This is a genomic window from Streptomyces sp. NPDC007189 (genome assembly GCF_040703635.1).
GTDB lineage: Bacteria > Actinomycetota > Actinomycetes > Streptomycetales > Streptomycetaceae > Streptomyces.
The window spans coordinates 198409-211584 of record NZ_JBEYEY010000001.1 but is presented as its reverse complement, the minus strand read 5'-3'; the positions used below and the strand labels follow the sequence as shown (position 1 = coordinate 211584).

11 protein-coding genes are annotated in these 13176 nt (G+C 69.5%); 8 read left to right on the top strand and 3 right to left on the bottom strand.

Annotated features, from left to right (window positions below; genetic code table 11):
• Positions 1–26: 26 nt before the first annotated feature.
• Both AB0950_RS00965 and AB0950_RS00960 read right to left on the bottom strand, forming a co-directional pair.
• Positions 27–1808: an ABC transporter substrate-binding protein gene (locus AB0950_RS00965; protein ID WP_360159934.1), complete on the bottom strand. Its 1782-nt coding sequence runs from the start codon at positions 1806–1808 to the stop codon at positions 27–29.
• Between the two features lie 74 nt (positions 1809–1882).
• Positions 1883–2914 carry an ABC transporter permease gene (locus AB0950_RS00960; RefSeq protein WP_366777505.1) on the bottom strand — a complete coding sequence of 344 codons (1032 nt, stop codon included), beginning with the start codon at positions 2912–2914 and terminating at the stop codon, positions 1883–1885.
• A gap of 467 nt (positions 2915–3381) precedes the next feature.
• Here AB0950_RS00960 and AB0950_RS00955 point away from each other — a divergent pair, with 467 nt between their 5' ends.
• From AB0950_RS00955 to AB0950_RS00935, 5 genes are all read left to right on the top strand, one after another.
• Complete coding sequence (locus AB0950_RS00955; RefSeq protein ID WP_360159936.1) at positions 3382–5001, top strand: ABC transporter substrate-binding protein; 1620 nt, start codon at positions 3382–3384, stop codon at positions 4999–5001.
• Between the two features lie 6 nt (positions 5002–5007).
• Positions 5008–5928 (top strand): ABC transporter permease, encoded by a 921-nt coding sequence (locus AB0950_RS00950; RefSeq protein ID WP_366777504.1) that lies wholly within the window; start codon positions 5008–5010, stop codon positions 5926–5928.
• Positions 5921–6901: an ABC transporter permease gene (locus tag AB0950_RS00945; protein WP_360159938.1), complete on the top strand. Its 981-nt coding sequence runs from the start codon at positions 5921–5923 to the stop codon at positions 6899–6901. Before AB0950_RS00950 ends, AB0950_RS00945 begins: the two co-directional genes overlap by 8 nt.
• Positions 6902–7054: 153 nt before the next feature.
• The gene (locus AB0950_RS00940) at positions 7055–8047 is read left to right on the top strand and encodes an ABC transporter ATP-binding protein (protein WP_366777503.1); all 993 of its coding nucleotides are present in this window, start codon (positions 7055–7057) and stop codon (positions 8045–8047) included.
• Positions 8022–9092: a dipeptide ABC transporter ATP-binding protein gene (locus AB0950_RS00935; protein ID WP_366777502.1), complete on the top strand. Its 1071-nt coding sequence runs from the start codon at positions 8022–8024 to the stop codon at positions 9090–9092. The genes AB0950_RS00940 and AB0950_RS00935 overlap by 26 nt, the downstream gene beginning before the upstream one ends.
• A gap of 116 nt (positions 9093–9208) precedes the next feature.
• Here AB0950_RS00935 and AB0950_RS00930 read toward each other — a convergent pair whose 3' ends face one another.
• Complete coding sequence (locus AB0950_RS00930) at positions 9209–11347, bottom strand: prolyl oligopeptidase family serine peptidase (protein WP_360159941.1); 2139 nt, start codon at positions 11345–11347, stop codon at positions 9209–9211.
• Between the two features lie 164 nt (positions 11348–11511).
• Here AB0950_RS00930 and AB0950_RS00925 point away from each other — a divergent pair, with 164 nt between their 5' ends.
• The 3 genes from AB0950_RS00925 (at position 11512) to AB0950_RS00915 (ending at position 13056) form a co-directional block, all read left to right on the top strand.
• On the top strand, positions 11512–11706 hold the full coding sequence (locus AB0950_RS00925) for a hypothetical protein (protein ID WP_116147688.1): 195 nt from the start codon (positions 11512–11514) through the stop codon (positions 11704–11706).
• A gap of 82 nt (positions 11707–11788) precedes the next feature.
• On the top strand, positions 11789–12643 hold the full coding sequence (gene mshB / locus AB0950_RS00920) for an N-acetyl-1-D-myo-inositol-2-amino-2-deoxy-alpha-D-glucopyranoside deacetylase (protein WP_366777501.1): 855 nt from the start codon (positions 11789–11791) through the stop codon (positions 12641–12643).
• Positions 12640–13056 (top strand): DUF6113 family protein, encoded by a 417-nt coding sequence (locus AB0950_RS00915; protein WP_360159943.1) that lies wholly within the window; start codon positions 12640–12642, stop codon positions 13054–13056. The genes mshB and AB0950_RS00915 overlap by 4 nt, the downstream gene beginning before the upstream one ends.
• The last annotated feature ends 120 nt before the right edge of the window (positions 13057–13176 follow it).

Here is a 13176-nt window from a genome sequence, read left to right as displayed (position 1 = left end):
TGGCCGCCCCGCCAGGGGGCCGTACGTCAGGCCTTCACGAAGGTCTTGTACAGCAGGGTCGCGGAGAAGTTCGGGTCGAACTGGGCACCGCCCACCTTCGAGCCGTACACGTAGAAGCGGCGGGTGAACGTCTCGGGGATGATCGGCGCAACCTCCTGCATGATCTTCTTGTCCAGGGCGGCCCATGCCTTGCCGGCCTCGGCCTGGTTCGGGATCACCGCGTTCTTCTTGATCGCGTCGTTGATCCAGCCGATGTTCGTCTGCGACACGTTGTTCTGGCCGTTGCCGATGGCGGCACCGTCGAACAGCGGCTCGATCATCGTGTAAGCGGTGGGCCAGTCCGGGGACCAGCCGAACCACATCACGTCGTAGCTGTTGTCGATCTGCTGGATCTGGTCGTAGTACGACGTGGAGTCGATCGGCTTCATGACCGGGTTGAAGCCGGCCGCCTTCAGCGCGTTCTCGATGACGACCTTGGTCTTGAGGTAGGTCGGGTCCTGCGGGAAGGCGTAGACGATCTTCATGCCCAGCTTGCCGGCCTCCTTCAGCAGCGCCTTGGCCTTGGCCGGGTCGCCCTGCGGCTTCTTCAGCTTGCCGTAGAGGTCGTACTTCTCGTAGCCGATGATGTCGGGGCTGAGGATCGAGGTGGCGATGTCACCAGCGGACGGGCCGCCGTAGATCTGCCGGATCTGCTGCAGCGGCCAGGCGTGGATGAGGGCCTGGCGGACCTTCAGGTCGGTGACACGCTTGGTGTTGATCGGGTAGTAGTAGGTGCCCGTCAACAGGCCGTTGAAGGTGCGCTTCTTCAGCTCCGGGTCGGTGAGGACCTTCTGGATGCGCTCGGCCGGGACGCCCTTGTAGATCGACACCGCGTACTGGTCGTTGCCCTGGTTGGCGATCAGTCGGTCGGTGCTGTCCAGGGTCTCGACGCCGAAGATGAACTCGAAGCCGTCCGGGTAGGCGTTGCGGATCGAGTCCGTGGCCGGGTCCCAGTACTTGTTGCGGGTCAGCACCATCGACTTGTCGGTGGTGTGCGCCTTGATCTTGTACGGACCGCAGGCCGCCGGGTTCTTGTCGTACTTCTCCTTGGTGTCGAGCTTCGGCGACGTGGCGGCGTACGAGTGCATCGCCAGTGTGAAGTTGAAGTCCGGCTTCGGCTCGGCCAGGTGGAAGGTGATGGTCCGCTTGGCCTTGTCGGTGACGATCGAGTCGAGGTGCTTGCCCTTGTACGGGCCCTCGTAGGCGTCACGCCACTTGGCGCCCTTGCCGGTCAGGGCCATCTGAACGTAGGTGCCGCTCTCGGTGATGAACGGGGCCCACAGGCGCTCGATGCCGTGGCGGACGTCCTCGACGGTCAGCTCGCTGCCGTCCTCCCACTTCAGACCCTCCTTCAGCGTGAAGGTCCAGGTCTTGTTGTCCTTGGAGGGGGTGCCGGTGTCGGTGGCGAGGTCGCCGACGAGCTTCTGATGACCGGAGGAGTCGATCTTGTAACCGGTCAGGCAGCGGTGCAGGAGCAGCGCGACCGTGGAGTTGTACGCGTAGTAGATGCGCTGCGGGTCCAGGTGCGAGAAGTCGTCCGGGGACAGGCCGTAGATCGTGCCGCCCTTCTTCGCGCCGGGGATCTCGGGGGCGGGGCCGGTGGAGTCGGCCTTGGTGCCGATGGTGACCTTGGCGCCCGTGTAGGAGGTGGCGCCGGCGCTCGGGGAGCCGCTGCCGCCCGCGTCGCCGCTGCTGCATGCGGACAGCAGCGTCGAGCCTGCGGCCGCGACAGTGGTGGCGATGACGAAGTTTCTGCGGGAGAGAGACATGGCTGACCCGTTCGTTAGGGATGACAAGTGGTGCTTGACCCCGGCCGGGCCCCGTCGCCGGGCCGGAGTGGAACTCAGCGCTTGGTCTTCGGGTCCAGGGCGTCGCGGACCGAGTCGCCGAGCAGATTGAAGGCGACGACGAAGATCACCATCGACAGGCCCGGGAAGAGCATGAAGGTGATGTCGTTCTGGTAGACCTTGGCGCCGTTCTGGATCATTACGCCCCAGTCGGGGGTCGGGTCCTGGAGACCGACGCCGAGGAACGCGAGACCCGCTTCAGCGGTGACATAGGTCGGGAGGAGGAGCGTTGCCTGGATGAGGATCGGAGTCCACAGGTTGGGCAGCAGTTCCTTGAAGATGATCCGGGCGGGGGACGCGCCGGTGACCTTGGCGGCCTCTACGAACTCGCGCTCGCGCAGGGCGAGTACCTCACCGCGCAGCAGACGCGCGATGGAGGCCCAGCCGAAGGCCGTCATCACCAGGATGAGGCTGGTGACGGTCAGCCAGACCGGAGTGTTGTCGGTCGGCTCGACGAAGATCGCCAGGACAACGGGCCAGAAGGCGATGAAGAACAGCGTCTGCGGGAACGCCAGCAGGATGTCGATGACGCGGCCGACGAGGTAGTCGGTCTTGCCGCCGAGGTAGCCGGCGGTGACGCCGATGACGACACCCAGCAGGGTCGTCAGCAGCGCGGCGGCGGTCGCGATCAGCAGCGAGTTGCGGATGCCGTAGAGCAGGAACGTGAAGACGTCCCGTCCGAGCTGCGGCTCGATGCCGAACCAGAAGTCGGAGCTGATGCCGCCGTTGGGCTTGACCGGGTAGTTGAACTCGTTGAACAGGCCCGGGATGTTCATGCCGTACGTCGTGTACGGATCCTTCCCGTACACCTTGGCGATCAGCGGCGCGGCGATGCCGATGACGAAGAAGAAGATCACCACGAAGGCGGATATGACGCCCGTCCGGTCCCGCTTGAAGCGGGTCCAGGCCAGCCGACCCGGAGAGCGGCTCTCGGTGCCCTTCGGGGTGCCGGGCGTGGCCGATGGGGCGCTGTCTTCTTTGGTCACCTCGAGTGGGGCGGCCGGGGAAGGGGATGCGGGGGTGGTCATGATGCTCCGTGCCTTGTGGGTCAAGGCTCCGCAGGGCGCTCCCCTACGGGCTACGCCGGACTTTTTCAACGCAATTCATGCAGGGTCAATAAATTCTGGTCCGCCTTGGTTGCGTCTTTGCTTTCTTTACTCTCGCTTGATCATTCCGTAGCTACGCGGGTAGCGTGCCGTGATCTGTTCGTGCTTCACATCGGACTGTTCGGACCAATCGGTCAACAGGTTCGTTATGCGGACGCCGAGGTGTCGAAATGCGTACATCACCCCGTCTGAATCCAACGTTTCGGCATCGTTGTCCGAAGATCTATTGCACGCTTGGTCAAGATCGTCTGTGCGTGTCCCCCGTGACCGTCCGTGCCCGGGCGAACGCATCCCTCCAACGGCCCCTCACCTCGCCAGTGCGCATGCGGTATGTGACGTATGGGCAGATATTGACCGGTATCGGGTCAGTGATCGCGGAGGAGGCAGCCATGGGTGGAGTCACCTGCGCTCGCTGGGCCGTCTGCGCCCTCGCCGCCGGGCTGCTGGCCACCGGATGCGGGGACAGTGCGGGCTTCGGCGGCGCCGGGGTGCTGACCTCCTCCTGGGGCGACCCGCAGAACCCGCTGGAGCCCGCGAACACCAACGAGGTGCAGGGCGGCAAGGTCCTCGACATGATCTTCCGGGGCCTGAAGAAGTACGACCCGAGGACCGGCAAGGCCCAGAACTGGCTCGCGCAGTCCATCGACACCACGGACTCGCGGAACTTCACGATCCGGGTGAAGGACGGCTGGACCTTCTCCAACGGTGAGAAGGTGACCGCCCGCTCCTTCGTGGACGCCTGGAACTACGGGGCGAGCCTGAGGAACAACCAGAAGGACGCCTATTTCTTCGCGTACATCGACGGCTACGACAAGGTCCACCCCGACACCGGCGCCCAGAGAGCCGGCACCCTGTCCGGGTTGAAGGTCACCGGCCCGCTGACCTTCACCGTGCGGCTCAACCAGAAGTTCTCCGGCTTCCCCGACACCCTCGGCTACGCCGCCTTCGCCCCGCTGCCCCGCGCCTTCTTCACCGACCACGCCGCCTGGCTGAGGAAGCCGGTCGGCAACGGGCCGTACCGGATCGAGTCCTACGCCAGGGGCTCGGCGATGACCCTCAGGAGATGGGACGGCTACCCCGGCCCCGACAAGGCGCGGAACACCGGCGTGACCCTGCTGGTCTACACCGACAGCAACACCGCCTACACCGACGTCCTGGCCGGCAACCTCGACCTGGTCGACGACGTGCCCTCCACCCAGCTCAAGAACGTCCGGACCGATCTGAACGGCCGCTACATCAACACCCCGGCCGGCATCCTGCAGACCCTGGCCTTCCCGTACTACGACCCCAGGTGGAACACCAGCGGGGCGCGCAAGGTCCGCACCGGCCTGTCCATGGCGATCAACCGCAGGCAGATCACCGAGACCATCTTCCGGGGCACCCGCACCCCGGCCACCGACTGGACCTCCCCGGTCCTCGGCACGGCCGGCGGCTACAAGCCCGGACTGTGCGGCCACGCCTGCGACTACGACCCCGTGCGGGCCAAGAAGCTCGTCCAGGAGGGCGGCGGGATCCCCGGCGGCCGGCTGAGGATCACCTACAACGCGGACACCGGCTCGCACAAGCAGTGGGTGGACGCCGTGTGCAACTCCATCAACAACGCCCTCGGCGACGACAAGGCCTGCGTCGGCAACCCGGTCGGCACCTTCGCCGACTTCCGCAACCAGATCGGGCAGCACAAGATGACCGGTCCCTTCCGGGCCGGCTGGCAGATGGACTACCCGTTGATCCAGAACTTCCTGCAGCCGCTGTACTACACGGGCGCCTCCTCCAACGACGGAAAGTGGTCGGACAAGCAGTTCGACCGGCTCGTCGACCGGGCCAACGCCGAGACCGGCCAGGCCGCCGCCGTCCGTCTCTTCCAGCAGGCCGAGGAGGTCGTCCGCGACAACATGGCGGCCATCCCGCTCTGGTACCAGAACGGCAGCGCCGGCTACACCTCCCGGCTCTCCCACGTCGCCCTCAACCCGTTCAGCGTGCCGGTCTACAACGAGATCAGGGTCGGCTGAGCGGCCATGGGACGCTACGTCGCGCGGCGGCTGCTGCAGATGGTCCCGGTGTTCATCGGGTCCACCCTGCTGATCTTCCTCATGGTCAACGTGATGGGCGACCCCGTCGCCGGCCTGTGCGGCGAGCGGGCCTGCGACCCGGCGACCGCCGCCCAGCTCAAGCGGGAGTTCGGCTTGGACAAGCCGCTGTGGCAGCAGTACGCGACCTACATGGGCAACCTGTTCACCGGCGACTTCGGCACCGCCTTCAACGGCCAGAAGGTCACCGAGCTGATGGGCACGGCGTTCCCCGTCACCATCCGGCTGACGATCGTCGCCATCCTCTTCGAGATCCTCATCGGCGTGTCGCTCGGCGTGCTGACCGGCATGCGGCGCGGCCGGCCCGTCGACACCGGGGTGCTGCTGGCCACCCTGGTGGTGATCTCCGTGCCCACCTTCGTCGCCGGCCTGCTGCTCCAGCTGCTGCTCGGCATCAAGTGGCAGTGGATCAGCCCGTCCGTCCGCTACGGAAGCTACGACGAGCTGATCGTGCCCGGCCTGGTCCTCGCCTCCGTCTCCCTCGCCTACGTCACCCGGCTGACCCGCACCTCCATCGCCGAGAACAAGCGGGCCGACTACGTCCGCACCGCCATCGCCAAGGGCCTGCCGCGGCGCCGGGTCGTCGTCCGGCACCTGCTGCGCAACTCGCTGATCCCCGTGGTCACCTTCATCGGCGCGGACGTCGGCGCGCTGATGGGCGGCGCGATCGTCACCGAGCGGATCTTCAACATCCACGGCGTCGGCTTCCAGCTCTACCAGGGCATCCTGCGCCAGAACACGCAGACGGTCGTCGGGTTCGTGACCGTCCTCGTGCTGGTCTTCCTCGTCGCCAACCTCCTCGTCGACCTCCTGTACGCCGTACTCGACCCGAGGATCCGCTATGCCTGAGCAGCCGTACGAGCCCGAGGGCGCGATCGCCGGGACCGGCATGGGGGGCGCGATGGACCTCGGCGCGAGCGAGGCCACCACGCTGGAGCGGGCGCCGGGAGGCCCAAAGGGCGCCGGCCCCGCGGGCAAACCCCGGTCCCTGTGGTCCGACGCCTGGCGTGACCTGCGCCGCAACCCGGTCTTCCTCGTCTCCGCCGTGGTGATCCTCTTCCTCGTCCTCATCTCCCTGTGGCCGTCGGCGATCGCCTCCGGCAGCCCCCTGAAGTGCGACCTCGCCCGGGCCCAGGACGGCGCGGGGCCGGGCGCGCCCTTCGGGTACGACGGGCAGGGCTGCAACGTCTACACGCGCACGGTGTATGGCGCCCGTACGTCCGTCACCGTGGGCGTGCTGGCGACGCTCGGGGTGGCCGTCCTCGGCTCGGTGCTGGGCGCGCTGGCCGGCTACTTCGGCGGCGTCTGGGACTCGGTCCTGTCCCGGATCACCGACATCTTCTTCGCCATCCCGGTCGTCCTCGGCGGCCTGGTCCTGCTCTCGGTGGTCACCAGCAACACGGTCTGGCCGGTCATCGGGTTCATGGTGCTGCTGGGCTGGCCGCAGATCGGCCGTATCGCGCGCGGCGCGGTCATCACCGCCAAGCAGAACGACTACGTCCAGGCCGCCCGCGCCCTCGGCGCGTCCGACTCCCGCATCCTGCTGCGCCACATCGCGCCGAACGCCGTGGCGCCGGTGATCGTGGTGGCGACCATCGCGCTGGGCACGTACATCGCACTGGAGGCCACGCTGTCGTACCTCGGTGTCGGCCTCAAACCGCCGAGCGTCTCGTGGGGCATCGACATCTCCGCCGCCTCCCCCTACATCCGCAACGCCCCCCACGCCCTCCTGTGGCCCTCCGGCGCCCTGGCCGTCACGGTCCTGGCCTTCATCATGCTCGGCGACGCGGTCCGCGACGCCCTGGATCCGAAGTTGAGGTGAGGGATGTGCCGTGCGAAGTGCGTGAGGGGCGGGGAGGGTCGGGGTGTGCCCTGCTGTGGCGCTCGGGAGTGTCGGCGTGTGGGACGCAGTCCTTCGTCATGCTCGGCGACGCGGTCCGCGACGCCCTGGATCCGAAGTTGAGGTGAGGGTGGCGTGCTGCTCGAAGTGCGGGATCTGCGGGTGGAGTTCCGGACCCGGGACGGGGTCGCGCGGGCCGTCAACGGGGTGAGTTACGAGGTCGACGCGGGGGAGACCCTGGCCGTGCTCGGGGAGTCGGGGTCGGGGAAGTCCGTCACCGCGCAGGCCGTGATGGGGATCCTCGACATGCCGCCGGGGCGGATCGCCGGCGGGCGCATCCTCTTCCAGGGGCGGGATCTGCTGCGGATGAAGGAGGAGGAGCGGCGCAGGATCCGGGGCGCCGGGATGGCGATGATCTTCCAGGACGCCCTGTCGGCCCTCAACCCCGTCCTGACCGTGGGCGACCAGCTGGGCGAGATGTTCGTCGTACACCGGGGCATGTCCAGGAAGGACGCGCGGGCCAGGGCCGTGGAGCTGATGGAGCGGGTGCGCATCCCGGCCGCCGCCCAGCGGGTGCGGGACTACCCCCACCAGTTCTCCGGCGGCATGCGCCAGCGCATCATGATCGCCATGGCGCTGGCCCTGGAACCGGCGCTGATCATCGCCGACGAGCCGACGACGGCCCTGGACGTCACCGTGCAGGCCCAGGTCATGGACCTGCTGGCGGAGTTGCAGCGCGAGTACCGCATGGGGCTCATCCTCATCACCCACGATCTGGGCGTCGTGGCGGACGTCGCCGACCGGATCGCGGTGATGTACGCCGGGAAGATCGTGGAGTCCGCCCCCGTCCGCGACATCTACAAGGCGCCGGCCCACCCCTACACCCGCGGTCTGCTGGACTCCATCCCGCGCCTGGACCAGAAGGGCCGCCAGCTGTACGCCATCCAGGGCCTGCCACCGAACCTGATGGACATCCCGCCGGGCTGTTCCTTCCACCCGCGCTGCCCGCTGGCGAGGGACGTCTGCCGCAGCGACGAACCCCCGCTGTACCAGGTCTCCGGCACCCGCGGCAGCGCCTGCCACTTCTGGAGGGAGTGCCTCGATGGCCGCGACGACCTCGGTGACTGACCCGATCCTCGAAGTGTCCGGGCTCGTCAAGCACTACCCGTTGACCCGCGGCGTGCTGTTCAGGAAGCAGGTCGGCGCGGTGAAGGCCGTCGACGGCGTCGACTTCGCCCTCGGCAAGGGCGAAACCCTCGGCATCGTCGGCGAGTCGGGCTGCGGCAAGTCGACGGTCGCCAGGATGCTCTGCAACCTGGAGCGGCCGACGGCCGGCACCATCCGGTTCAAGGGGGAGGACATCACCCGCCTGTCCGGCCGCGCGCTGAAAGCCGTCCGCCGGAACATCCAGATGGTCTTCCAGGACCCGTACACGTCCCTCAACCCCCGGATGACGGTCGGCGACATCATCGGGGAGCCGTACGACATCCACCCCGAGGTCGCGCCCAAGGGCGACCGCCGCCGCCGGGTCCAGGAGCTGCTGGACGTGGTCGGCCTCAACCCGGAGTACGTCAACCGCTACCCGCACCAGTTCTCCGGCGGCCAGCGCCAGCGCATCGGCATCGCGCGCGGGCTGGCGCTGCGCCCGGAGGTGATCGTCGCCGACGAGCCGGTGTCGGCGCTGGACGTGTCGGTGCAGGCCCAGGTGATCAATCTGCTGGCGCGGCTGCAGTCGGAGTTCGACCTCTCCTACGTCTTCATCGCGCACGACCTGTCCATCGTCCGGCACATCTCCGACCGGGTCGGCGTCATGTACCTGGGCCGGATCGTGGAGATCGGCCGGGACGCCGAGATCTACGACCACCCCACGCACCCCTATACGCAGGCGCTGCTCTCGGCGGTGCCGGTCCCGGACCCCGAGGCGCGGGAGCGCCGCGAGCGGATCATCCTCAGCGGAGACGTGCCGTCCCCGACGAACATCCCCTCCGGCTGCCGCTTCCGCACCCGCTGCTGGAAGGCGCAGGAGCGCTGCGCCCGGGAGGTGCCGGCGCTCGCGGTCCCGGCCGCGTTCCACGGCACGTCCGGCCCGGCGGCCCACGACTCGGCCTGTCACTTCGCGGAGGAGAGGCAGGTGGTGCCGGCGGAGGGCACCCACGGCAACGGGCCGGGGTGACATGGTGCACCCCGGCCCGTTCACGGCACCCGCACGGCCGTACGCTGATCAGCCTGACGCGTCCGTATATCGGTACCGCTTCCGTGAAGTTGCCTGCGCGTTAACGCGGTTCACGGTCAATTGCCCGGTTGCGGCAGCGAGCGCCGGAGGAAGTCCAGCTGCAGCCGCAGCAGGTTCTCCGCGACGGTCTCCTGCGGGGTCATGTGCGTCACCCCGGACAGCGGCAGCACCTCGTGTGGACGGCCCGCGGCGAGCAGGGCGGAGGACAGCCGCAGGGAGTGGGCGACGACCACGTTGTCGTCCGCCAGCCCGTGGATGATCATCATCGGGCGGTGCGGCTCGGCCGGGTCGACCAGGCCCGCGTCGTCGATCACCGAGTTGCGGCGGTAGACCTCGGGCTGCTCGCCCGGGTGGCCGAGGTAGCGCTCCTGGTAGTGGGTGTCGTACAGGCGCAGGTCGGTGACCGGGGCGCCGACGACCGCCGCGTGGAAGACGTCGGGGCGGCGCAGCACCGCCAGCGCCGCCAGGTAGCCGCCGAAGGACCAGCCGCGGACGGCCACCCGTCCCAGGTCCAGCGGGAACCGGTCGGCGAGCGCGTGCAGCGCGTCGACCTGGTCCTCCACCACGGTGGCCGCCACCTCGTCCCGGATCGACTTCTCCCAGGCCGGCGAGCGCCCCGGAGTGCCCCGGCCGTCGGCCACGACCACGGCGAAACCCTGGTCGGCGAACCACTGGGAGGTCAGGTGGGGGTTGTGCGCGGCGACCACCCGCTGGCCGTGCGGGCCGCCGTAGGGGTCCATGAGGACGGGCAGGGGAGTGTCACCGTGGTAGTCCCGTGGCATAAGCACGGCGCACGGGATTCGGCGTGCGCCCCCCAGGGTCAGCGTCACGCGGGGGGACAAACCAGGATCTTCGGCGTACGACCGGACAGTCGCCGCCGGTTTTCCGTCACGCAGCACCTGGACACGGGAGCCCGGAGTGTCCAGCGCCGCGGACACCAGGACGGTCACGTTCCCGGCGCGCACGGCCGTGTGCACACCGGGCTCCTGCGACACGCGCTCCACGCCGAGTTCGTTCACGCGGTACACGTGGATCTCGCCGACCTCGGGGACCTGCGCCTCCTCGCCCGCCGAGGCGGAAACCAGCACGTCGTCGGCGCCCACGTCCAGCACCGCCCGGATGTGCAACTGACCCCTGGTCAGGGGCCGTTCACCGACCGCCAGCACCCGTGCGCCGCCCTCGTCCGCGATCCGGACGAGCTGCCCGTCGGGGCTCCAGCAGGGCACTCCGGCGAACAGTTCAAGCCAAGTTGGATCTTCGTCCGCGTGCACCATGCGCGTCGCCCCGGTCTCCGGGTCCACCGCCAGGAACAGCTGGCTGCGCTGGTCCCGCGCCTGCACCAGCAGCAGCGGCGCACCCGCCGCTGACCAGTGCACTCGCGCCAGATACGGATAGCGCGAGCGGTCCCACGCCACCTCCGTGCGCTCCCCGTCGAGGCCGAGCACGAACAGCCGTACGTCCGCGTTCGCGGTGCCCGCCGCCGGGTAGGCGATGTCGCGTGGCTCACGCTCCGGGTGGGCCGGGTCGGCGATCCACCACCGCGGCACCGGCGTGTCGTCCACCCGCGCCACGAGCAGCCGTTGCCCGTCCGGCGCCCACCAGAAGCCCCGTGTACGCCCCATCTCCTCGGCCGCGATGAACTCCGCGAGCCCGTAAGTCACCCGGCCCGGACCGTTCGTGGGCTCCGGCTCGGCGAGCGCCCGGTCGCCGTCGCCCTCGGCCCCCACCACCCGCAGCGCGCCCTGCGCGACGTACGCGATGTGCCGGCCGTCGGGGGAGGGGCGCGGGTCGATCACCGGTCCCGGCACCCGGAGTTCGCGCGTCGTGCCGGCCCGCAACTCGGCCGTGAACAGCCGCCCTGACAAGGCGAAAGACGCCAGCTCCACGGCCGTGTCGGTGGCGTATCCGACGATGCCGGCGCCCCCCTCCCGGCTGCGCTCCCGGCGCGCCCGTTCCTCGGGGGAGAGCTCTTCGCCGGCGCCGCCGAGGAGGGCGCCGGGATCCGCCGCGAGGCGCTCTTCGCCGCCCGGAAGATCCATGACCCACAGGGAGTTGGCCCGGTCGGTGCCGGAGCCGGAACGCAGGAACGCGACACGCGCGCCGTCGGGTGCCACCGCGAACGCGCGCGGCGCGCCGAGGGTGAACCGCTGGGTCCGGGCGTATCGACGGGGGAAGGAGTCGGACTCGGTCGTCATACCCCGACCATATTGGCCATGCGCCCCCTTGTGCGGCCGTGCGCCGCGCGATGCGCGAGTACGGATAGTTATGATCACTACCGCTGTGTGGGTATCAACCTGCTGGCGTCTGCATGGATTTGCTCAACTGATCTGGATCTGGCGATCTTTGGAGGTGAGCCGCCGTGGCACTCTCGATTTCGGCGGTGGTGCTGCTGGCGATCATCGTCTTCCTGCTCATCAAGAAGTCCGGACTGAAGGGCGGTCACGCCGTCGTCTGCATCCTGCTCGGCTTCTACCTCGCCTCCTCGACCGTCGCCCCCACGATCAGCCAACTGACCACGAACGTCGCCAGCATGATCAGCAGCATCAAGTTCTGACATCCGCCTGTCCGGGGGCGCGGCCCCGCCCGGCGCCGGACGGCTCCCGGCACGTCGGCCGCCGGGATCGTAGGGTGGCCCCATGACGGAACTGCCTGCCCGGCGGCTGCTGCTCGTGCACGCGCACCCGGACGACGAGTCGATCAACAACGGCGCGACCATGGCCCGGTACGCGGCCGAGGGCGCCCATGTGACGCTGGTCACCTGCACCCTCGGGGAGCGGGGCGAGGTCATCCCGCCGGAGCTGCGGCATCTGGCCGGCCCGGCGCTGGGCGCGCACCGGCGGGGAGAGCTGGCCGCCGCCGTACGCGCGCTCGGCGTGGCCGACGCCCGGCTGCTCGGCGGGGCGGGGCGGTACGGCGACTCCGCGATGATGGGCATCGCGGACAACGACGACCCCGGATGCTTCTGGCAGGCCGACGTCGACGAGGCCGCCGGGCATCTGGTGGAGGTGATCCTCGAGGTGCGGCCCCAGGTCCTGGTGACGTACGACGACAACGGCGGCTACGGCCACCCGGACCACATCCAGGCCCACCGCGTCGCCATGCGCGCCGTCGACCTCGCGGCCGAGCGCGGCCACCGCATCGCCAAGGTGTACTGGAACCGCGTCCCGCGCTCCGTCGCCGACGCCGCCTTCGCCCGCCTCCAGGACGAGCTGCCCGCCCTGCCGTTCGACAAGGGCGGCAGCGTCGCCGACGTGCCCGGCGTGGTCGACGACGCGCGGGTCACCACCGCCGTCGACGGCGCCGCCTTCGCCGCGGCGAAGGCCGCCGCGATGCGCGCCCACGCCACCCAGATCGAGGTGGCCGAGCCGTACTTCGCGCTCTCCAACGAGTTGGCCCAGCCGCTGTTCACCACCGAGTACTACGAGCTGGTGCGCGGCACGGCCGAGCCCGGCGAGACCGACCTGTTCGCCGGCGTCGAGGAGGCGGCGTGAGCGCCGACGGACCCGGCTCGCTGCTCGCCCAGCCGCTCGGCCGGCCCTCGGCCGGACGGATCGCCGCCTACCTGGGCCTGGTCGTGCTCGGCGCCGTCGTGGGCCTCGCCGGCGCCCTCGTGCAGGCCGCCTGGTTCCCCGGCGGGCTGCTGCTCGCCCTCGCGGGCGCGGCCGGGCTGTTCCTCGGCGGCGCGCACGCCACCGGCGGCCGGGGCGGGGCCGTCGCACCGGTGGTGGGCTGGATCGTCACCGTCATCCTGCTCACCACCGCGCGCCCGGAAGGTGACTTCCTGTTCGGGGCGGGACTCGGCTCCTATCTCTTCCTGCTCGGCGGCATGGCGCTCGCTGTGATCTGCGCCACCGTCGGCGCCGGGCGGCAACCCCGGAGCGGTCCCGCCCGACTTGGCAAGTGACGTACCACTTCGCCGCGGGACGCGCGTGCGAGTCCCGTGTGGGTTTCCTCGGCGGTCATGGGATAAGCGGCAGAAGTGGCCAGTATGGTGGTGCGCGCCGCCGAGCCGCCCGAGCTAGTT